16 protein-coding genes and 1 pseudogene are annotated in these 23,128 nt (G+C 49.7%); 2 read left to right on the top strand and 15 right to left on the bottom strand.

What is annotated here, in order from left to right; genetic code table 11:
* Nucleotides 1–180: 180 nt before the first annotated feature.
* Nucleotides 181–1,263, bottom strand: coding sequence for a hypothetical protein (locus IC230_RS11735; protein ID WP_191039166.1), 1,083 nt, complete (start codon nt 1,261–1,263; stop codon nt 181–183).
* 205 nt (nt 1,264–1,468) lie between these two features.
* Between IC230_RS11735 and IC230_RS11730 the strand changes: the two genes are divergently transcribed.
* On the top strand, nt 1,469–2,386 hold the full coding sequence (locus IC230_RS11730) for an OmpA family protein (RefSeq protein ID WP_191039165.1): 918 nt from the start codon (nt 1,469–1,471) through the stop codon (nt 2,384–2,386).
* Between the two features lie 87 nt (nt 2,387–2,473).
* Nucleotides 2,474–2,992 carry a hypothetical protein gene (locus IC230_RS11725; protein ID WP_191039164.1) on the top strand — a complete coding sequence of 173 codons (519 nt, stop codon included), beginning with the start codon at nt 2,474–2,476 and terminating at the stop codon, nt 2,990–2,992.
* Between the two features lie 19 nt (nt 2,993–3,011).
* Here the strand turns inward: IC230_RS11725 and IC230_RS11720 are convergent, their stop codons facing one another.
* The 14 genes and pseudogenes from IC230_RS11720 to IC230_RS11650 form a co-directional block, all read right to left on the bottom strand.
* Nucleotides 3,012–3,893, bottom strand: a complete 882-nt coding sequence (locus IC230_RS11720) for a DMT family transporter (protein ID WP_191039163.1) — start codon at nt 3,891–3,893, stop codon at nt 3,012–3,014.
* Between the two features lie 2 nt (nt 3,894–3,895).
* Nucleotides 3,896–4,249, bottom strand: a complete 354-nt coding sequence (locus IC230_RS11715) for a DUF5615 family PIN-like protein (protein WP_191039162.1) — start codon at nt 4,247–4,249, stop codon at nt 3,896–3,898.
* Nucleotides 4,249–4,491: a DUF433 domain-containing protein gene (locus IC230_RS11710; RefSeq protein WP_191039161.1), complete on the bottom strand. Its 243-nt coding sequence runs from the start codon at nt 4,489–4,491 to the stop codon at nt 4,249–4,251. Before IC230_RS11710 ends, IC230_RS11715 begins: the two co-directional genes overlap by 1 nt.
* 29 nt (nt 4,492–4,520) lie before the next feature.
* On the bottom strand, nt 4,521–6,620 hold the full coding sequence (gene nadE / locus IC230_RS11705; protein WP_191039160.1) for an NAD(+) synthase: 2,100 nt from the start codon (nt 6,618–6,620) through the stop codon (nt 4,521–4,523).
* Between the two features lie 154 nt (nt 6,621–6,774).
* The gene (locus IC230_RS11700; RefSeq protein ID WP_191039159.1) at nt 6,775–7,776 is read right to left on the bottom strand and encodes a phosphatase domain-containing protein; all 1,002 of its coding nucleotides are present in this window, start codon (nt 7,774–7,776) and stop codon (nt 6,775–6,777) included.
* 119 nt (nt 7,777–7,895) lie between these two features.
* Nucleotides 7,896–8,762, bottom strand: coding sequence for a sugar phosphate isomerase/epimerase family protein (locus tag IC230_RS11695; protein ID WP_191039158.1), 867 nt, complete (start codon nt 8,760–8,762; stop codon nt 7,896–7,898).
* A gap of 104 nt (nt 8,763–8,866) precedes the next feature.
* Nucleotides 8,867–12,043, bottom strand: coding sequence for a PVC-type heme-binding CxxCH protein (locus IC230_RS11690; RefSeq protein ID WP_191039157.1), 3,177 nt, complete (start codon nt 12,041–12,043; stop codon nt 8,867–8,869).
* 3 nt (nt 12,044–12,046) lie between these two features.
* Nucleotides 12,047–12,946, bottom strand: coding sequence for a ThuA domain-containing protein (locus tag IC230_RS11685; protein ID WP_191039156.1), 900 nt, complete (start codon nt 12,944–12,946; stop codon nt 12,047–12,049).
* A 109-nt stretch (nt 12,947–13,055) separates the two neighbouring features.
* Complete coding sequence (locus tag IC230_RS11680) at nt 13,056–14,561, bottom strand: RagB/SusD family nutrient uptake outer membrane protein (protein ID WP_191039155.1); 1,506 nt, start codon at nt 14,559–14,561, stop codon at nt 13,056–13,058.
* A 19-nt stretch (nt 14,562–14,580) separates the two neighbouring features.
* A complete protein-coding gene (locus IC230_RS11675; protein WP_191039154.1) occupies nt 14,581–18,075 on the bottom strand; it encodes a SusC/RagA family TonB-linked outer membrane protein in 3,495 nt (1,164 codons plus the stop codon).
* Nucleotides 18,076–18,101: 26 nt separating this feature from the next.
* Nucleotides 18,102–19,109 carry a FecR family protein gene (locus IC230_RS11670; protein ID WP_191039153.1) on the bottom strand — a complete coding sequence of 336 codons (1,008 nt, stop codon included), beginning with the start codon at nt 19,107–19,109 and terminating at the stop codon, nt 18,102–18,104.
* Nucleotides 19,110–19,174: 65 nt separating this feature from the next.
* Nucleotides 19,175–19,849, bottom strand: coding sequence for an RNA polymerase sigma-70 factor (locus IC230_RS11665; protein ID WP_191039152.1), 675 nt, complete (start codon nt 19,847–19,849; stop codon nt 19,175–19,177).
* A gap of 383 nt (nt 19,850–20,232) precedes the next feature.
* Nucleotides 20,233–21,758 (bottom strand): annotated as a pseudogene (locus tag IC230_RS11655) (sulfatase family protein).
* Between the two features lie 65 nt (nt 21,759–21,823).
* Nucleotides 21,824–23,110, bottom strand: coding sequence for a DUF5690 family protein (locus IC230_RS11650; protein ID WP_191039149.1), 1,287 nt, complete (start codon nt 23,108–23,110; stop codon nt 21,824–21,826).
* Nucleotides 23,111–23,128: the final 18 nt, after the last annotated feature.

Below are 23,128 nucleotides of genomic sequence, written 5' to 3'. Positions count from 1 at the left end.
AAATCTTGTAAACGGTTGGTATATCGCCTATTACATCGAAAAGCCTATGACCTACTCACTAAAAGGACATGGCCTGTTATCTTTTTGTAATTTTATCGATATGCATAAAAAAAATCCCGACCTACAATGCTGCAAGCCGGGATTCGATGTATAATCACGTAATAATCTATTAATGTATGCTTAAGCGGCCATTCGTAGATAAGGTTCCTGATCGGCTTCCGGTGTCTGCAACATCGGCGCAATGATTGTATTCATACGCTCCCGGACAAAACTTTCCTGCAGATACGAAGGCAATTTAGCTACTAACTGACGATACGCCTGCACACCAAGCGCTTTAGCGATGTACGCTTCGTGCACGGAATTGACATGCGCAACAATATTAACTAAACTCTGGTGAAACAGCTTCACGTCGATCTCCGAGTCAACAAAACGCTCAATTTCACGATTCGTCGATGAAATACGCAGCCGACTCAGCATGTCAAAATACGTAGTATAACCGATCTGTTTGGCGAGTTGCTTATACTGCTCAATACTGAATTTCTGTAGAATCTCACCTGTTTTCGGACTACGTAGCGCCGTCTTTGGATTATTCTGAATCGCGTTGCGTAAGGCTCTTACCCGTTGGTCACGCGTGGTTTTTAGAAATTGAGCTAACTCGGCCTGTGCCATACCTTCCCGCGATGGGAGCAATAGATCCGTTTTGGTTGCAACGCTGAACCGACGAGCCATAGGTAGTCGCTGAATCCGGTAACTATTGATTGGACCAAGCGCATAATAACCGATGGATGCCGGATAATAACCACGTACAACCATATTACCAATCCGCTTACGGATCAGCTCTTCATTACTGACATTAACGCCCTGAACAGCCAGAAAGGCCCGTGCGCTAAACAAGGCGCTATAGTACGCCTGAGGAAACGTCCAGTGCAACGAACTCTGCAAGTACTGCTCATCGTTGACAACGGGCGTAATTCGAAGTGCATATTCGGCACTCCAGCTATTGAGTAACAATTTCTCCAGCGCCTTACGGCTTTCGTCTGTTACGCGTCCGTAGAACTGCTGAAAGATCGGAAACTTAGCCAGGTCAAAGAGGTCATTCTGATGCTGGATATGATAGTCCATAGCAAAAAAATGGTTCAGAAACACCTGCGCCGGAATAGATTTCCGCCAGTTGTCGTCGAGCGGCACATTACCCGCTGAAGTTGGGGTAACGGGTGTCTGAGCGTTCGGGGAATGCATCGGTACGTTGGTTATCTGTGTCATAATTTATTAACGAAAAAACGAATTTCTGCGTTCATTTTTCAAGAACTATTTTTACTATTTAACTATCTAATTATCAGTAATTTATAATCAAATTTTAGCTACAAAAAAATACCCTTTAGTTACCCTATTTCTATTACACTGGTTACCTTTACTTTTGCGGATTTCGACGTACTTTTGAGTTACTTTTTTACGTTGCCAGTATAGTATGAAGTGGAAAGAATATGTAGTCATTGCTGGGTGTCTGGCCCTAAGTAATTTAACTCCAGCGATCAGTTGGGGACAGGTTCAGCTACAGCCCGCACCGACTGATGGAAAGGCTTTTGTTCAAGGGAGCGTACAGGATGCAGTCACTAAAAGTCCCGTTGTAGGTGCTACGATAATGGCTAAAAGCCAGGACGGGATGATCAAAGCACAGCAGTTTACAGACGCCAGCGGCAAGTTCAGGCTAAACTTGACAGCTAAACAAACCTATATACTTGTTATACAGGCTAATGGCTATGATTTGCATGATGAGTCGTTAAGTTTTACTTCTGATCGGGTAAATACGCTTACTATGAGACCGAAGCTTTTGTATCGTACCGGTACAACACCGGTCAGCCAGCCTGCACAGCCCTCAACAACTGTTGCTACGTCAACGGAGGTAAACTTGCCCACCACAACAGTCATAGCACCACCTTCTGCCCTCAGCGGCACAGACGCCAGTAATGCACGCGTAGCCCCTCCCAAGACTCTCGATGCGAAGGTTATGTATACGCCCCCGCTTGTCGTAGCTCCTGTTGGTAAAACAACGCAGCTAAAAGCCATTCAATTTGTACAGAGTAAGTCCGAACTGTTGCCCGATGCAATGCCCGCCCTGGAACAACTGCTGGCGTTTATGCAGGGCAAACCCACCGCCGAGATCGAGTTATCAGGACACACGGATAACCAGGGCAATTTTGATGAGAACCTGAGGCTCTCAAAGCAGCGTGTTGACGTTGTAAAAGCCTACCTGGTACAGAATGGCATTGAAGCTAATCGCATCACTACGCGCGGTTACGGGCCTACACGCCCCATTGCCAGCAACAATTCCGAATCCAGTCGCCAACTTAACCGGCGCGTCGAGATGATTGTCCTCAAGCAATAGTTTGCTCTGGAAATCGCTTAACAATAGTCTATTCGCTTGAGTTAAAGAAAATGGCTACTTATATGGTCATTTTTAACTCAACCGGTTATGGCTAAGAAACGACAAACTATCGACAACGTATCGCACGATGCAGACATGGAGCTATCCGCAAACGGCAAATCTGACCAGATTGGTGACGTAGTGGATGAGAATACAATCCTTGACGTAATCATTAGCCCGGTCGGTTATATTACAGAAGTGTCAGATACGGTCGACTCGATGGACGGTGCAAAAACGGAAGTCATCGATATTGTCAATAAAGCAGACGGTACGGATATTGAGCTGACAATTATTGAAGAGCCAACTGACACACCTGGTGTTGACCACGTAGACCGGTTCGTGGAAATTAAAGGCATTGGACCCAAAGTGGCTGAATTGTTAATGCAGGCGGGTATTCGGCAATTTTCGAAGCTGGCTGAAACGCCCGTCGAGCGTATTCGGGAGATACTTTCGGCTGCTGGTTCGCATTACCGAATTTATGATCCGGCAACCTGGCCTCAACAGGCAAAACAGTTGGCTGATAGCAAACCCAAGCCCCTTAATTCGTCAATAGCAGGCCGGGTATAGGTTGGGTAAACGCTTTTTCTCATTTGGCCTGTGCCTTCCTACCTAACCAGAGTCCGCCAATTACCAAAGCTGTACCGGCAATGGTGTAACCAGTAATGGGTTCGTCCATCAATAGATACGAATAGGCAAAACCAAAAACTGGGCAGAGAAAAAGCCATAATGAGGCACGGATTGCATCTTGCCGAACGAGATAAAACCACAACTGCAGGGCGATTACCGAGACGGGTACAATTAGCCAGAATACGGATAGCCAGAAGCGTGTATCGTAGTGAGACGTACTAAAGCTGTCTATATCCAGAATAGCCGTCAATACTGTGAACGGTAGCAGTTGCAAAGCGCCCAGGAATACCTGCCAGCCGTTGATAACCAGATTTGGTAACCGCCACTCAACGCTGGCATAGTAGACCGTTGCGGCCGAGATAGAAATTGTGCCGACCAGCAAAATCAGCAGCCCTTCAACGGTGGCATAACTATTTTGAAGTAATGGATACGTAGCAATACCTACCCCTACCAGGCCCAGTAACAATCCACCCGTTTCGTTCCAGCGGGGCACCCGACGTAACCACAAAGCCGACAGAAGGGTAATAAAAAGCGGATTTGTGGCTGTCGACAAACTGCCGATCCCCGCCGATACCTGCTTCAGAGCCAAGACAAACGCTCCCAGATAAATGGTTGTATTGAGCAGTGAGAAAACAGCAAGCTGACGAAATTCGGGGGCAGTGGGCCAGACATTTTTCGAGCGCTGCACGCCATACACAAAGAGCAACATACCAGTCCCGGCAATAAAGAATCGAACATTAGCCAGAAGAAGCGGATGCACCGACTGAACACCGAACTTGGTTGCCACAGCGGCCGACGCCCAAAGAGCAGCAAAAAGAAGACCGGGGAGAACTTGTTTCATAGTTATCCTCCCCGAATTATTCGGGTTTTATGCCCCGAAAGAACAGTAAATGCATCAATTAAATTTTCACCCTGCTCATTAAATAAGTCAAGAATTAAACCCGCTTTTTCTGCAGGCTTAAGGCCTTCCAGCCGAAAGAAAACCACACCTCGATGAGGTAAGCCAAACTTATAACGCAACTCTCCGAAATCTTTGTCTGCAGTTAGCAAGACCGCATTCATACGTACTGCTTTTGCTAGTACATTCTCATCAATGGTACCAAAATCATCTTCCGCAATGGATAGAACCTCAAAGCCATTGTCTCGAAGAAGATAAATTACAGGAAAATCTACATTTTCATCAGCCAGTATCTTCATCAGGCTGCTACGTCATAATCATCAAGCTCATGATTGAGCGTGTAAGCAGCGTAACGCAGACAGGCTAATATTCCTTCTCGGGTCAAGTGCGGGTAGGCCTCTAATATGTCATCAATCGTTTCACCATAACTCATCCGGTCCACAATTAGCTCTACCGTAATTCGGGTCCCCTTAATAGTCGGTTTCCCCAGCATAATACGCGGGTCAGAGATAATGTAATCCCGCCAATGAATTACGTTCATAATCGCATCTATTTTCGACAAATATACGTCTAAAAACCAATCTTACCTTTCCGGCTACTAGGTCGCTGTTCGGCTGCCCAGTCGCGCATTTCGGCGAGTTCTTTCTCGAAACCACCCGACAGAATTGGGAATCGGCACCATGAACGCGGGTCGAGATTGTGATCGTCGAGATGGAACGAAGGCGCGTAGCGCTCCCGCTTCCATTGGTTGCGGCTCCAGAGCTTGAAGAACCGCTCGACCCAAATCAGCAGTCGTTCGCGGTCGTATTGCGGGCCTCCATCCCGGCCAGCGTAACGTACTTCTACAAGTTTCAACACCTCCACCGGCGGCTGTTTGTTACGAATGGCACTTTCTTCGATGGAATTCAGTACGTCATATGGCATAAGGTCTTCTTCGTCGGTTTGCTTTTTGTCCAATGGGCGGAGTTCGGCGGTTGGTTGCAGGTTATTGACGGCACTTAACCCGTTGACCTTAATGAGCTGATCGGAGTCAGTAGACTCTGTAACAGTGCCAGTCCGATCGGCGGGTGTCCATTCGTTTTTAACATTCAGCCCAATCGTTTCGAGCCAGCGCAGCCAGCTACGCAGAAAGTGCTTATCAATACCTGTAATTGGACTGATACTACCGGCCGTGTCGCCGTCCATTGTTGCGTAACCAACGGCCGCTTCTGACCGGTTCGATGTACTGAGTAGCAACGCATTGTTCAGATTGGCCAGCATCCAGATACTCGGAGCCCGTACCCGAGCCTGGATGTTTTGTAGCGCCAGATCATCGGTTTCCCAGGAAAGTTCACGCCCTAACTGCTCCTCAATCAATCCCCGATACGTTTCAACCAGGCCATTTATGCTGATATTCAGGAACGTAGCGCCGATGTCATCCGCCAGCGTTTTCGCTGAGTTGAACGTATCATCCGACGAATTTTCCGTTCCCTGGTACATAACCGTCAGCAACTTCCCGACGATTTCTTCTGACGTTTTGCAGGCCTGGATTGCCTTGATGTAATCCAGCTTTTTCTTTACGCCATCGATGCCAATATTCTCAACAGCCATTCGAACCATCAGAAACACCAAAGCCGCAATGGCCGACGAATCCGCACCGCCACTCAGCGACAGTACGTATCCCTGCGAGCGACTTTTGCGCAGATAGTCGAACAGCCCCAGCGCGACAGCCCGCGCAAATTCTTCTTCTTTCAAATAACCGCCCCGCTCCCAGGCTTCGAGTTCAGCTTTCTGGATAACCGGCGCAATGTCGGGCCAGTCGAACCGGTCCGTTACACGCAGGTTCGGATAAGCCAGCGCTACGTTGGCGCGGTTCTGAGTTTGATTCAGGCGAGTGGCTTCAACATCAACAACGGCCGGAACAATTAGAAAATCTTCATAACTCAGGCGAGGCCCTGAAACCAGCAGTTCACCGTTGGAAGCGACCATCGCATCGCCGTCATAAATGATACGTCCCGCTTCATTACCCAGCATGTTGGCATACACGTAGCTCACCCCAAACGCCCGCGAGGCATCGACCACGAACCGTTCGCGCACCTGTGATTTTAGAAAGGCGAAATGGCTGGCCGTTGGATTTAACAGAATATCGACACCTCGCTCATACAGAATTCGTCCGGGACGACTGGCTACCCACGCGTCTTCACAAATTTCAAAGCCAATCCGAACTCCCGACAGATCAAACACGATATCGCCAAACGGATACGTAAAATCACCGAGTTTTATTTCATCGCGAACATAGGGAGGCCACGGATGAAACCAGCGTGTTTCGTAATGCACGCCGTTATTCGCCATGAACTGTTTCGCGACGACGCCCAGAATTCGCTTGTTCGCAATCAGACAAGCCGTATCGAACGTTCGATTATTATGACGTAATGGCAGCCCCACAGCTACGGTAATGTCGTTCGTATATTCAACAATATCCAGCAGAGAGGCAATTGACTGATCGATGGTATTCTGAGCAAAAAAAGCGTCTTCGCAGCCGTATCCTGAAATACAAAGTTCAGTTAGACAAAGCAGACTGACATCCTGTCGCTTAGCCTCTTCAATGGCGTTGATAATATTTTGCTTGTTGTGATCCCAGGCAAGCGGGGTTTGATTCAGGACGCCAGCGGCAATTTTGAGTAACTTCATAGATGACACTAAGTGAATGTGCGAATGAGTAATATTGAAACTGAAGCGTTTCTCCAAAACCCACAACTGCATGAAATAACGTGCTACGAGGATAACAAAGATGGGACGGAAATGGATTTGCCCAATACGGATAATCTGTCAGAGACCTTTTCGATTAAAAATCCCCATAATCAACCTGCACGCAGGTCAGACCGAGTGTCCGACGCCACATGTCGACTACCTGCTGGCGGTCATCTACGACAAATTCAACGTAGTACCGGCCTAGAATATGACGCTCAAACAGTTCCTGTTTGATAATCGAATCTTTTCGGTTATCCTTTTCGGAACGCATAAACAGTTCATAGTCTGACCCTGCCGTGGGCTCGGCCGCCGTGGATTCGGATTGCCAGCCAAAATGCTCATTAAGCCAAACTGTAGTTTCGAAACGACAAACGGCATCGCGACCGGAAAAGAACACGATGGCATAACCTGAGGCCCGCATGGCTTTTACCAGATTGATAATCGGCCATTTAGGCGTGTCTTCACCCACACGATGCCAATCAAACGGCGAGCGGCCACCGTGGATTCGGCCGCCGTGGATTTGGTCACCTTTATCGGCAACGGTTCCATCGATATCGACGAGAATGCAACGGGGCAGCGTTTTGTCCTGTACACGCTGGAACACAGCGTTACGGGTCAGGATTTCGGTCTGAAACTTGAAGTTCTTTTTTAGTACCGCGAGTTGTTCGGCCTGTTTGCGAATAACAGCCTCCCCTACCGAGTCATCACGGTATTTATCCCGCTGAATACATTCGTCAATCGGTACGTCGATTAATTTATATTGAATTTCGGCCGTATCAACGTGAGCGGTCACCAGTTTCCTAAACTCATTGATATAACTTAGTTTCAGATTTGTGTTGTCAATCAGTACGTGCCAACCTCGACTCAGGCCATCCAGGATAGCTGTTTTCTGTAACTCATTGACAAGATTTTCAAGCCGGTTTTTCTCATGATCAGGCCAGGTTCCCCAATACTCCGGCAGTGACACCGGCAACAGACTCCGGCGGAGATCATCCCGGTTGATACGTATCCAATTCGAATTTTCGACACAAAATCGCCTGGCGAACGTTGACTTGCCACTACCACTCAGGCCCGTTAAAATCATGACTTTCTTCATAACTGGAGCCTAATGTAATGTGATACGTTCTAAATGCAAATCGTGCTGCGAGTTACCTGTAGATAACTCACAGCACGATTTGCTTAACTCTGTACCAGTATGTCTAACTCCTGCCGAAGTCACTTCGCGTACTTCGCCTGCATCGTTTTGATGAATTTATACCCATTTTCAGCAATGTCCCAGGGGTCGTTGTATTCCCGCCAGACGTTGATGCCATTGGCGAAATCAACATCGTTTCGGGAGAAGGCTTCGATGGTCATCCAGCCGCTGTAATTAATCTCGGCCAGGGTGCGAAACGTATCGTCCCAGGGAATATGGCCATCGCCCGGTGTGCCACGATCGTTTTCACTAATGTGTACGTGTGCCAGCACGGGCGCAATGGTACGTATCGCATCCGGGAATCGTTTTTCTTCCATATTCGCATGGTGCGTATCGAACATAGCTCGTACGTTGGGATGATCGGCCATACGAACCAGTTTTTCCAACTGCGCCATCGTATTGCAGAGATAACACTCAAACCGATTCAGCGCTTCGGGCGTCAGCACAATATTGGCTTGTTGAGCGTACTCACCAGCGGCATGCAGCACTTCGGCGCTACGTGCGTACTCGTCGGGCTGCGGTTCCTGGCGTGAGAACGTAGCAAACGCCGAGTGAAAGGGTCCACAAACGACAGTTGCGCCCATCGCCTGCGCCCGATCAATGGCTTCTTTCAACCGGGTCAGCGCTTGTTCACGAATTTTAGACGATTCACTGGCCGGGTTTTCCTCCGGACTCATGACCATCACGCTGGTGCTTTTCAAGCCCAATTGCCGCAAATGCTCGCCGAACTGTTTATAGGCTGCTACGTCCTGATAATCAATAAAACACTCGATCCCATCGTAACCGATTTTTTTGAGTCGTTCCGTCATCGGATACATTTTCTCAGAAATCGGCGCTGACCAGGCTAACAAATTAAATCCAACGGGTGACGATTGTAATGTAGGCATTATTATGAACGGCTTGTTTGGCGTAGTCTTCAGACTACGCCGGGGTGTTATCCAGTCTCTGACCGGTATGACAAACTTATTTTTCCGGTCTCAACGAAACTAGTTTATTTCTCCATAGGATGCTCTTTGAGCAACTGGTCCGGTGAATAAAAATCCTTTTTGCTCTCGGTTTCAGATCTCACTTTCTTTACTTTCTCAGGCAGTATAGCAGGTCCCTGATTGCCAAACGAATTTCTGACGTAGGTCAACACAGCGGCAATTTCCTCATCTTTCAATAACCCACCGAAGGGCGTCATGGGCACCTGGCCTGGATATGCCTTACCATTCACGTTTATGGGACCCATTAACCCTTTTAGCGCGATTTTGATCAGGCGTTCGTCATTCCCGGATACCCAACTGGTGCCAGCCAGCGGTGGAAAGCCCGAAGCCGTAAGCCCTTTTCCATCGGCCTGATGACACGTAATGCAGTACCCTTCCTTCGCATAGATCGTTCGGCCCGACGTATAAAGGTCCAGAGCGGCTCCGGTGAGGCTGGACGTAACGGTAACTTCCTTTTTCTTCTTCACCGGTTCGCCTTTCAGATGCGCTTCAGCAGCTTCGTACGCATGAATCATCCAGTCATCCAGCGGTTTTTTGGCTGCCTCGGCCAGAATGGGCAGCCCTTTTTCCTTACCGATCCAGGAAGCCGCCACGAGGGCATCTAAGCGAACCCGACTGTTTTCGTCCTTTGCCGCCTGCATCAGTAAATCAGCCTGATCAGCAACCTGATGACCGGTGTACCGTACCACCTGAACAGCCGCGGCCCGGGCGTGATAATCTTTTGCTTTCAACACCTGACGCAGCAGATTTTGATCGACTTTATCCATGCCCCAGCTTACCCACAGCCCTTCCAGCAAATGGTGCTCGTAGCGGGGATCGTTTTTGTCCAGCTTGGCAACCCAGGCCGTTAATTTAGGCAGCACCTGATTGACATCCCGGCCCCGAAGCTCACGGCGGGTACGGTAGCGGGTGCGATACTCGGGTAATTTCAGGTTATCCAGCAGTTGTTCAATGCTGGCCCCGTCAATTTTAGCGGGTGCCACCAGCGGTCTCGACGGATACGTAATGCGATAAATCCGTCCGTGTGAGTGATCGCGCAGCGGGTCGCGGGCGTTATGCTGCATGTGGCCGATCAGGATGTTATGCCAGTCAATCAGGTACAGCGAGCCATCCGGTGCAAATTCCATATCGACCGGTCGGAAATTGCGGTCTTCGCTCACGACCAGATCCGCCCGATGCCTGCTTTTATAGCCCGTCCCATCATCGACCAGCGTATGCTCTTTCATGCCCAGAAAGCCAATGGTGTTGTTGATCAGGAAATCACCCTGGATTTCGTCAGGAAAATGACGGCTGGACACAAATTCCAGACCGGACGTAGGCCGGACCCGATGCGCATCTTCGACCAGTTGAACCGACTTATGCGTCGCTTCGCCATACCGGGGTAACACCGTTCCCGGCATCATCCAGCGAACATCCGGGCTGGAGGTTTCGGCGAAAAACGGCTGACCCCAATCATCAAACGCAATTCCCCACGGATTCGGAATGGAAAGCTGCGCAGTACGTTCGAGTTTGTGGCGCTGGGGTGTATAGCGATAAAATCCGCCATTGGTAGCCCGTACTGGCCCGTAAGACGTTTCTACGTTGGTGTGCAGAAACACACCTTCGCCCGAATAGATTGCACCGGATGGGTCGACCGTGAAGGCGTGGCTATTGTGGTGTGTATCGTGGTCGTCGTAGCCACTCATCAGAATTTCCACCTTATCCGCCTTGTCATCGCCGTTCGTATCCGTGAAGAGTTTCAGGTTCGTGCCCTGTGAAATGTAAACGCCTTCTTTCGCGATCTCAAAACCCAGCGGCAGATGTAAGCCTTCAGCAAAAACTGTCTCTTTATCCGCTTTGCCGTCGTTGTTGGTATCTTCGAAAATCAGGATTTTGTCATTTGGCTTGGTGTCACCCGGTTTGTAGTGAGGATAACTGGGCATGGCTGCCACCCATAACCGGCCTTTACCATCAAACGACATCTGCATGGGTTTCGCCAGATCCGGAAATTCCTGTTCCGACGCAAACAACTCAATCTTATACCCCGGCGGCACTTTCAGCTTACTGAGTGCTTCCTGACCGGACAGATACGTCAGACTACCGTTTTTCTCCGGATTATAATTGGTTTTCACGGGTGGCAGCGGAGTCGTGTTTTTATCCGCTACGCTCAGGTCCATCTTTTCGCCTTTGGCAGTCGCCAGCCAGATGGCTTTATCCCGAATGGCGGTTAATTCACGGATTTTCTGAATTTCAGCCGGGTAATTATCCGGGCCAAACGGATTATACCGACGACCGTAGGCATGAACGCCATTGGGAATTTTAATGTCGTTGTGCCACATCCAGTTCTTCTCCATGACGGCGTCATGAACCAGACTGCGGTCGGCTTTTGATTTAATTTTGGTTTTACCGAAAAGCTGATCGACCAATAAAATACCTAACTTTTTGTAGCCCTCTTCGGTCAGTTGCGAGCCGTCAATGGTCAGTGGTTCTTTGGTTTCGTCGTACCATTTTTGAGAAGGCGTGAACGCATCGACAAACAGGACGTTATTCTGATCCGCTACGTCTTTCATGGCGCTGGTATACAACGAAATGTTCTCGTTTTCCTTTTTGCCGTTGGGGAGGTCCATGGTGGCCGACAAATTCTCAAACGCGATGGGCGATACGATAGCCAGTTGGGGTACTGACGTTCCGTTGTATTTCTGCTTCAGCGTCCACTTGATAAACGCATCCAGTTCCGCTTTGTAATTGGCCAGCCCTTCTTTTCCCTGAAACGATTCGTTATAGCCAAAAAACGCGACGATCACGTCAGTTTTCAATCGGGTGAGCCATTGGTCAGGGGTTTCAAAATGACCTTCGCTGCCCGAATTCGTAGCCAGTTCGGTTTGAAATTTCTCGGCTCCGGGAAACGCCCAGGGGGAGAACCGGCTGGCGTGGGGCCGAAATCCGGGGGTGTCGCCCCCATCGCACATGTTCCGGATAAATAGCGAATCGGTTGGGTAGCGAACCTGCAGCTCGGTCTCAAAGTTGTCGTAATTCATCATCCTTGAGCCCAGATTGTTACCAAGCAGAATAATGCGCGACCCTTTGCCGATTTTCAGCGGATTGGTTTGGCTGGACTGAAACGCACTGAATGCGATGATCGACAGACCGACTACGCTCAATATGCCAATGATGTTGATCTTCCGGCGAATAAACGAATTCATGAATTAGGATTTTTTAGGATGCCCATAGGGCACATCGATCGCAATTTTTCCTTTCCACTTTTTTGGTACTGGCAGACCCAATTCCCAATGAATAGCGTTGATGACCAGCCGTTGAACCGACTCTACCTGGAAGTCTTCCGGATGACCTATTGTTGTCATGAACGCTTTGCCGCCCCACTGATTTTGCCAGGTCCAGGCAACCGGGTTATCAATCGCTTCTTTGTCGGGATTAACGGATTTGCCCATCAACAACGGCGTTGAGCCTTTGGCTGGAAAATCGGGCAGAACCCGATAGAGCCAGGATGATACGTGGAACGATGGCGCTACGCCCGTCAGAATCGGATTTTTGGCCGCTGCCGGAATGATCGTTACGTCGGTCGTGCTCTTGTGACCGTAATGCGTGTGCTTGGCCGCCCCACCCCAACCCGGCGGAGCGCCAAAGGCAAACTCGCCGAAGGCATTCCATCGCTGACGGGGATCACCTTCGGGGTAGTTGAAGGCGTGGGTTGTCGTGCGAAATCCCATCACGGGTTTACCCGATTTGAGGTATGCATCAATGTAGTCCAACTGTTCCTGTGGCAGCAGCCGCCAGCGCAAGAAGAAAACCGCCAGATCAGCCTCTTTCAAGACCTCAAGACCAGGAATGTCTTTCTCGCCGTTATAGTCTGGTACGGATTTCAGCACGGTTGTCCGCATGCCGTAGTTCTTTTCCAGCTCGGCCGCAATCAGCGGCAGCGTCAGTTCGCCACTGTATTCATGATCGCCCGTGACAAATACTACGTAGGGTTTATCGGCAGCCGATTTACGTAATGGGGTAGCGAAGGCTTCGAGTTGCGGCATCAGGCTGGTCGTTGCCAGAAGACTACCAGCCTGACGCAGAAACGTTCGGCGTTTGGTTTTCATAGAGAATGGATTTATAGGGGCAAGCACGCATCGTATCTAAGGAATTTTGGCCTCAGATTTACTTGTTCAACCCACCGAGAACATGACGCGTGAACGCTTAAACATACGATTAATAGCCTTTATTCTGTTGCAATCGGCTGTTGTTTCTGATTTCGGCCGTCGGGATCGGGAATAATAACTCCCGTTCTTTCAAAACCGGCCCGTAGGTAAATTTATGGCCAACGTACTCGTCAAACGTCTTCGACGATTCAACAAATGCCTTCCGAAGGCGAACCATATCGAACCAGGTTTTATTCTCGAAACTCAGCTCGTACCAGCGTTCCCGCCACACAGCTTCCCGAAACTGATCTTTGGTTAACCCTGTTAGATTCGGCAGGTTAGCCCGTCGTCTGATTTTATTCACAGCTTCGTAGGCATCCGCCGACGCGCCAGTGGCTTCATTTTCGGCTTCGGCGTAGATTAACAGGACTTCAGCGTAGCGCATCAACGGCCAGTTCAGGTCGCTGTTGGCGGTAGAGAGCTGCGCCCGCGTATCGAAATGCTTATAGATGTAGTAACCGCCCAGATCAATGGTTTTTGTCCGGTCGCTGCTTAGGGTATACGTCCGATAATAGAACTGTTTTTCTTCAGCGCGCTTGTCGCCTTTTGCATATGATTCAACGAATTCTTTGTTGGCAAAAATGGCGCCCGTCTGGTCCGAATAGGCCGAAATACCCTGGTTATACGGAATGATGGACGTCTGCCAGCCTGACGGTTGAATGTTGGTCGCAAACTGCACCATAAAAATATTCTCGCCCAGGTTCTTCGTAGCCGGATTGTGCAGATCATCGTACGTAGTGAATAGCTGGTACTGATTCGACGCAATTACTTCTTTCGCCTTGTCGGCGGCTTTTTTGTAATACTCCGCTCCTTTTTGCAACGGATAGCCTGCCATTGTCAGATATACGCTGGCTAATAATGACTTAATGGCTCCCAGCGATACGCGTCCTGTTGCGTCCAGATAGGGCAGTCCCGATGATTCAGCCGCTACCAGGTCGTCAACGATTTGCTTGTAGACGGCTTCTTCCGACACGGCTTCGGGGTAAAGATTCTCCGATGTCAGGTCAATGGGTTCAGTCGTCAACGGCACTTTCCCGAATATCCGGACCAGGTTGTAGTAATAATAGGCCCGTAGAAACCGCGCTTCACCCAGCGCTTTTTTCTTCGCGGTTTCATCCATGTTGATGCCTGGTATCCGGGCGATGGCCAGGTTCGCATTGCCAATGCCTTTGTAGCTGCTCACCCAATACACCCGGCCATACTCATTGTCGGAGTTGTTGACCAGGTTGCGTACGAAAATGCTGTTTACTGCCTGCCCTAACTCCGTGTTGGCCAGGCCTGTTGCAAACTCCAGCATCATCCAGGGTGCGCCACCAAAGCCCCCACCGGTGGTGGTTTTCAAGCTTTCGTAAATGGCGTTTACCGCGCTGGTTGCGTGCTCAGCTTTGGTGAAATAATTGTCACTTGTAAAATTCGATTTATCGCTTTCCTCCAGAAAGTCGGAGCAGGCTGATGTGCTGAACAGGAAAAAAGTCCCGATTAGCCACTGACCGGCAGTTTTTATGGTGATTTTCATCGTAGCAGGATTTTAGGAATTAAAGACCAATGTTCAGACCAAACATAAAGACACGTGGTTTCGGATAATCGTACAACGCTACGCCCTGATCGAAGGCATTACCCGTTGTCTGAACTTCAGGGTCGTAGCCTGGGTATTTCGTCGACAGAAAAAAGTTCTGCACCGACGCGAAGACCCGTAGGCGGGTCAGGTGAATTTTCTCAATAATGGGCTGTGGAAATGTGTAGGCCAGCAGCAGATTCCGCCCCCGAAGAAATGATCCGTCTTTGATCCGATGGGTATCTTCATTGGTGTTATACCCGGCTGATACAGGTCGTAGTTGCGCAATAGGCGTATTCTGATTCGTTGGTGTCCAGGCGTTCAGCACTGTTTTGAAGCTGTTGGCAATTCCCTGGCGATCTTCGGCGGAGTGCTCACTTCTGTACAATACATTGTTACCGTACATAAACTGAAGGTCGACTGTCAGATCGAAGTTTTTGAACTTGAAGCTGTTCAGCAACGTACCAAACCCAGTTGGAATCCCTTTGCCGATAATCACCCGATCTTTATCGTTGATAACCCCATCCTGATTCACGTCCTGGTATTTTACGTCACCGGGCCGTTTTAGGTACTTCGTGGCTTCCGATTCTTCCGACGTACTCCAGGTACCCTGATGCACAAAGCCAAAGAAAGACCCCACTGGTTCGCCTTCCCGCACAACCGTCGAGCCAAGGAAGATATCGGAGCCACCGGTCAGCGACAGCACTTTGTTTTTGTTGAACGAGATGTTAAACGTCGTATTCCAGGAAAAACCGCCCCGGTTGACGTTCACGCTGTTCACGGCCAACTCGATCCCACGGTTTTCCATGCTGCCTACGTTCTTGGATACGGTTTCATAACCACTGCTATAAGGTACTGGTGCACTGAGCAGCATGTCGGTCGTCAGCTTGCGGTAAACATCCAGTTCCAGCGACAGGCGATTCTGGAACAAACCCAGTTCGAGTCCGGCATCGACCTGATACGTCTTTTCCCACCGCAAATCCGGGTTGGCTAACCGGCCCGTTCCAACGCCAATCGCCCGTGTTCCACCGAAAATGACGGAATAGTTTGCCAGCCCTGCCAGCGCCTGGTAGGCCGTAATTTCGGAGTTACCCGTTACGCCATAGCTGGTCCGTAATTTCAGATTCGACACAGGCCGAATGCCCTTCATAAAATCCTCTTCAATAACCCGCCAGGCCAGAGCCGCCGATGGGAAAAAGGCATAGCGATTCGAGGAGCCGAATTTAGAGGAGCCATCGGTCCGCCCCGTTACAGTCAGCAGGTACCGATCTTTATACCCGTAGTTGAACCGGCCGAAATACGAATTCAGACCGTATCCAATCGCGGATGAGCTAGGGGCCTGTGGTACGGAACCGGCACCCAGGTTATTGAACTGAAAATAATCGTCCTGGAAGTTTTGCGTCGATGCCGTCGAAATAAAGCGATCGACATGTTGCCAGGCTATTCCCAATAGCCCCGTAAAGGAATGACGCTCCGCAAACTGCCGGTTGTAGGTCAGGTAATTTTCGAACTGCCAGGAGTTATGCCGTTCGTTACTGATCGTGGCAATCCCACTCTGGTTGCGGGAGATGTAATTCAGCGTCCGGCCAGCATACAGATCTGTTTCCTGATTGATGATGTTCGTTCCTACGGTTGTCCGCAGCTCAAGGTTTTTGGCCAGGTTGATATTGGCATATACGTTCCCCAGCATAGTTTGGGTCTTCACGTAATAAATCCGATCGGTCAGGATGTTGATCGGATTCCCCCCGCCTTCCATACCCGGATAATCTTCGTTACCGCCCCAGCGTCCGTCGGGATACTTTACCGGAATAATGGGTAAGGCTTCCAGCACCTGCCGCATGGCTATGATCCCTCCCCCACCAAGTGGATCGATCTGATTTTCTTTCTGGTCGTTGTATCCCAGACTACCGCCTACTTTAATCCAGGGCTTGATCTGGCTGTCGAACACAAACCGACCCGCGTAGCGCTTCAGCCACGATTCTTTCACCAGCCCATTTTCATTCCGATAGCCCAGATAAACGCCGTAGCTGTCTTTTGAATTGCCGCCTGAAAAAGACAGCTGGTGATTCTGCGTAAACGCTTTCTGAAACGCTTCATCCTGCCAGTCGGTATCGTAAAGCGGCTGACCGTTGGAATCGAAGAGTAACGGATTGGTTCGTTTGGTTTTAGGATCTTTGTATTTGCCACCGGCCCAACCAACCGGATCATATTTCTGCGCATTCTGGTACGCAATATCTTCTACTGCCAGAAACTCTTTCGAGTTGAGGAGTTCCAGCTTACGGGGTAATACACCCACGCTCAGGTCGGTATCATACGTAATACGTCCTCCGTTCTGGCTACCCCGCTTGGTCGTAACCAGGATAACGCCGTTAGCACCCCGAGCCCCATAAATGGCTGTGGCCGACGCATCTTTCAGCACTTCAACGGACGCAATGTCGTTGGGGTTGATAAAGTCGATGGGCGTACTCCCGTTGGCCAGACCCGATGCGTTTAGGATCACACCGTCGATAACGTAGAGCGGATTGTTGGCAACGCTCACGGACGTATTGCCCCGAATCCGGATGTTCGACCGCCCGCCCGGGCGTCCTGAGTTCACCGATACGTTCACCCCCGTAATGCGACCCGCTAATCCCTGGTTAAGCGAAGCCGCCGGGCGCTCCTGAAGCACCTCGGCCTTAACCGATCCGACCGCCCCCGTTAAATCCGACTTCTTTTGCACACCATACCCAATGACAACCACCTCATTCAGGGTTTTCTGATCGGGCGCCAGTTGCACATCCACCACTGAACGCGCTCCTACAGCGACTTCCTTATTCAGATAGCCCACAAACGAAAAAACCAGCGTAGTCGCTACGTTCTCGTCGGGTATGGAGAGCCGATAGCTACCGTTTGCATCCGTCGTGGTCCCCCGGTTTGTGTTTTTAATGACCACACTCACGCCAGGCAACGCTTCGTCTGTTTCGCTCTTTACGGTTCCCGTGATGGTTCGCTCAGCAGCCTCAACAACAGTAGGTTTATCCACTTCCGCCACCCGTTCGACAAGGCTGGTTTTAGCGCCTGCCTGCTCCAGAAGTTTCGGTTCCAGAAGTGGAATATCGACACTACTGACCTTTTTTGATCTTTTTTCATTGACGATCAGGTACGAATTCGCATTGATTTTTTTGTAGCGTAATCCCAGCGGGCTCAGCACGGTTTGCAGATTTCCTTCGAGGGTCGATCGGGACGTAATGCCCTCGGTTGGTACGGCAATACCGTCAACGGCCCGTAACTCAAACAGAATTTCGACATCATAGCGCTGCTTCAATTCATTGAGCACGTCCTTCAGTTGGCGGACGCTTCCTCTGGCAGGCTGTGTCACTTTTTGCTGCGTATTACTGGCCAGGATGACAGACTGCGCCCAGCCAGATTGCCATCCAAAAAACAAAAGGGTTGCCAGAAGCCCCAGTCTCAGAGCTTTTCGTATAGAGGTATGCATGTATTGTGAGGTTTAGGAAGTTCTGATTAATGGCTTTGTAACAGGACTCGATTGCCCCTGTGAATGACATTGATATCCAGGATTGCAGAGATGGATTGCAAAATCTGATCGACATTGTCGGCCCGAAATGAACCGGCTAAAATGCGTCCAGCCAACTCCCGATCTTTGATTTCGACCTGTAGTCCGTACGTTTCTTCCAGCATGTAGGCCACCTCCTGCAGCGATACTTCGTCGAATACGAATCGCTTCTGGCTCCAGGCGGGTTTTGCCTGCTCCAATACCCGTCTGGTTTCCTTTAGAGCGATACCATTCTTCGGATCAAGCGTTGCCAGTTGGCCGGGTTTCATTGTCAGTTGTTTTTCAGTGATACCTTCCTGGTAATGAAGACGAACTTCGCCTTTATGGAGCGCTACGCGCGTACCCCGTTTTCGGGAAAAAACTGTAAATTCTGTTCCAACCACAACGACGTCGAACTTCTTCTCCGTTTTTACGATAAACTGCTGGTTATTCGGTGTATGCGCAACGGAGAAGTTAGCTTCGCCCCTGAGCAGGACTTCGCGGCTTGTGCTGCCAAATCCCCACCGGGGGATTCGCAAGGTTGAATTGGCATTTAATAACACCTTACTTCCGTCCGTCAGCTTCACCGAACGGGTTTCACCAAACGCCGTTTCGTAAGTTTTATACCGAACTAAATCGCTACGTAGTAAAACCAGTAAACCGAAAAGGAACAGTACCGATGCGGCCACAACCCATCCACTACGCCACCAGTACGTTCGATCAGGCAGCAGCGGTGACGCTTCGGGCTGACTCTCTTCATTCGGATGTTGGGTCAGAAAGTGGCTATATCGTTGACTGGCCATATCCAGTTGTGCTACGTATTGCGTGTGCTTTGTTTCCCATTCTTCCAGCCATTCGTAATACTGTTCCTCGTTGGCTTTTTCCTTTAACCAGCGCGCAATAAATTCACGCTGCAACGGAGAGGTTTTTCGGGAAAAGTGACTGAATATTAAATCTTTGTGGATATCTGATTCCATAGGTTGTGCTGTAGTATAGTCCGCAGGATGCGTTTTCAGAAAATCATACGTCTGGCAAGAATGCCTTAGAACAGGCACCAGATCGTTGTAAGTGACATGAGCCAATGATCTTTCAGTCCTTTCCGAACGATGCTCAACGCTTTGACAATGTGTACCTCAACAGTTTTGATAGACAGCCCTAGTTCGTTCGCAATGTCCTGGTATTTTTTTCCTTCAAATCGACTCAATAAGAACACTTTACGACATTGGGGCGGCATGAGTTCAACCAGATCCTCTACTTTATGCAGCACCTCCTCAAACTGTAGAATCTGGTCGGGTCGTTGACTGGCTGTACCTTCCTGAATCAGCGCCATATCGATATCGTCCATCTCCTGAAATTCCAGACGGAGGTAGTTATACGCTTCGTTACGAACGCTACGAAACAAGTAGTATCGGTAGGAGGACGTAATGCCTTCGTACGCTTTCGTTTTCCAGAATTTACAGAACACTTCGCTGACAATATCCTCAGCGGTTTCTCTGGAATAGACAAATCGGACGGCATGGCTGCACAACATCTGGTAGTACCGTCGAAACAGCAATTCGCATCCTTTCTGAGGGCTCTCGGCAAACGCCAGTCGGGTGAAAAGTTCCGTATCGTTGGCAAGCGGAGTCTCCTCTGCAGACTGCTCGTATGGATCGGCAATTCTGGTAGGTACGGGTGATATCTGGCTTTGGGAATCGATTAGTTGGCGAACTTGCATGATGTACTGCTAAAGTGATTTCATTCCCTAAAAAGTCAATTCTATAGTCAATAAGACAACTTTTAGAAAAAACCCCCTTAGTTGGTTTTAAAATTTTCTCAAAAAAATTCAAAAATTATAAAACGAAGCTATGTGAGTATTATCCACTAATGGTACCTAAGTAGTTATTACTTTCAGGAAAAGGTAGAATTGATTGATGCAGGCAATCAGCGGTGTAGAAGACTGGTAGGTGCAAAAAATATCTCTGCCTATACGAAGCGCCGTAAACGCTACCCTTTACTGTGATTAGGTTTCTCCAACGGCGCTGACAATTGAAAATACGTAATACTGAGTTTTAACCCGGCGTTACGTTGCCTTATCGAAAGCGGATGTTAGCTGTCCTTTTACTCCTTCGATCCTGGTCTTGTGTAACCCTGCGCTTGCTGCTTCACTAACAAGGCCTTTAACTCAGCCGCAATTTTAGGCTGGTTTTCCAGTAGATTCGTTGTTTCCTTCGGATCGTTTTCGAGGTCGTATACCTGAGCAGGCAACTCTTTCGTAGCCGATTCATCTTTCGACCAGCCGCCACTCCCCTGCCCATCCACATACTTCCACTTGCCTTTTCGTATGGCAAACATACCGTTGATCGAATGGTGAATCGTACTCTCACGTACTGCCTTATCAGTCGCTTTTGCAGCAAGGAGTGATGAGAAATCAAAACTATCCTGACCACTACTGGCCGGAAGCGACTGACCCGTGATCGATGCGAAGGTCGCCATCAGATCGGTCAGGCAAATGGTCTGAGTAACGGTTCGAGCGGTTTTGAACGCCGATGGCCAACGTACCAGAAACGGTACCCGATGACCGCCTTCCCAGATGTCAGACTTTTCGCCCCGATAGATGTAATTGGCGCGATGTTTCGGAAATTTCTCCAGATCGCCGGGCTTCCAGTCGGCACCGTTGTCGGACGTAAAAATAACCAGCGTATTTTCTTTCATTCCCAGACGATCCAACGTAGCGAGCACGCGCCCCACTACGTCATCCGTATGCGCGACAAAGTCACCATAGATTCCGGCGCCGGATTTACCTTGAAAGTTCGTACCCGGTAACCAGGGCGTATGCGGACTGGTAAGAGGCAGATACAGAAAAAACGCTTGCTGGCCTTCGTTAAAAACTCCTGTGCTTTGTCGCCCAGCTGATCCAGTGTGTTTTCCAGCTTAAAACTTTGTGAAGCTTTGCCGGGTCTCCAGAAAACGCCACGTGGTTCATTTTTACCAGCCACATCGACCATCGTGCGGTCCGTTGGTTTTCCGTTTTCCAGATAAACATACGGCGGAATATCCAGCGACGAAGGAATGATGTAGCTGTAGTCGAACCCCAGATCGTTAGGGCCCTGCGTCAGATCGGCTTCAATGTTCACCGTTTTTTCGGATGGCGTAGTACTCGTTTCGCCCAGCGCCTGTGGAGTGGCCGTATCCTGTCCGGACCAGTTGAGACCCAAATGCCATTTTCCGATGACCGCCGTCTGATAGCCCGCCTGTTTCAGCAGATCGGCAATGGTAAACCGATTGGCTTCGATGAGTGCGGGTGAGTAGCCGCCTAATACGCCCTTCTTAAGTGACGACCGAAACGCGTAACGTCCTGTTATCAGTCCGTAGCGGGTGGGTGTGCAAACGGCCGATCCTGAGTGCGCATCCGTAAATCGTAATCCCTCCCGACTCAGTTGGTTCAGGTTGGGCGTTGTTGTCTGCGCATCCGGATTGTTACACTGCAAATCACCAAATCCCAGATCGTCAGCCAGAATGACGACGATATTAGGTCGAGACGAGTCGGCCCTAAATGCTTTTCCTGGCTTTACATCGGACGTAGAAGCCGACAGCGCGATCAGAATGGTCAACGCAACACCTGCGAACGTACTGGACTGGTGCATCTCAATGAAAATAGGTTTACATATCTAGCAAACTACTTAGCATCGGAACCTACTCATTTCATGCCTCAACTAACAGGCTCCGGCTCGCGAAGGGCAATTTCAGCCCGATACCGACGTCGGAAATAGCTAAATGAAGCAATCACCAGCACACTATACACAACAGCCAGAATATAGCCTCCGTACATGAAGAATTCACGAAAGCTGATGTTCGCATGACCAAAATTCTTGTAGAGTAATACGGCTACGCTGCCCAGATAACCGTACCAGTCGGCCAGTGTCACGATAAAGCCCACCGTGCTAACGTAGCGAAAAGCGGCCACCAGACGCTCGAAATACAACCCATTGCAGGGCACATAGCCCATGTACAAACCTAATCCTGTGAGTAGAAACCAGTTTCCGGCCGAGAGAAGATTGAGAGAATAAGCATACGTACTGAATCCGACCAGCAATCCGCCCGCCAGCATGATTCCATTCAGGAAGGCAAACGCCCGGAAGTTGTCTTTCACCCGCTGAAGCAGGGCCATAACCATCAGCACACCTACCGCCACCATGGTTTCGGTTTTGGCGAAAATCCCCGGATTCTCAACGCCCGCGTCGCGCAGGATCTCCGGCCCGAAGTTGTCGCGGAAATCACGAAAAGCGGAGAGTAGTACGTAGGAAACGATCAGCAGTATCAGGCCCGGACCAAAGTTTTTAACAAACGCCCGACGCTCACTGGCATTCATTGGTTTGCGTTCGGTACGTTGTGCCTGATCTTCGGCCGTGGGGGGAGGTAGCAAGGTTAGTGCATAAGTCGATATCAGCAACGGAACTACAAACAAAGCGCCCGTCACGAAGGGTAGCCAGAACTCCGATACCCCCCAATCGCTCTTGATGGTCAGAGCTACGGTTTTGACGAATCCCGATGCGAAAATAAACGAAGCGGTCAGTCCGGCCACCATCGCATCCGTTTGCCGACGTCCTTCCAGAAAGCCCAGCATGATGCCATAGACCATGCCCAGCGGTAAGCCATTCAAAAACAGGAAAATGATATTCCAGGGAGCCGGAACGAGCGCAAAGCCCAGCAACGCTATCTCTGACAACCCAATAAAGAGCAGCAAATTAACGGCCCGACGACCCGGCGACATTTCCGAAACGACCTTCACCCCAATTCGCTTCGACATTGCATAGCCGAAAACCTGTGCCGTAATGAGCCAGATTTTATAGCTGATTCCGGCAAAGGCCATACCCTCGAACGTAACGGCGGTGATGCCCTTGCGAAACGCATACATGCAGGCGTAGGTACAGAACGCGGCTGTAGCCCCAAAGATGACAAACGTAGTAGGGTTACGCAGAAAAGCAGGTGATCGCATACGAAGTAGTCTGGTGAG

It is taken from the genome of Spirosoma validum, from assembly GCF_014699035.1.
Taxonomy (GTDB): Bacteria; Bacteroidota; Bacteroidia; order Cytophagales; family Spirosomataceae; genus Spirosoma; species Spirosoma validum.
Note: the sequence above shows the minus strand (reverse complement) of the source record. Positions and strands in the feature narration are given on the sequence as shown.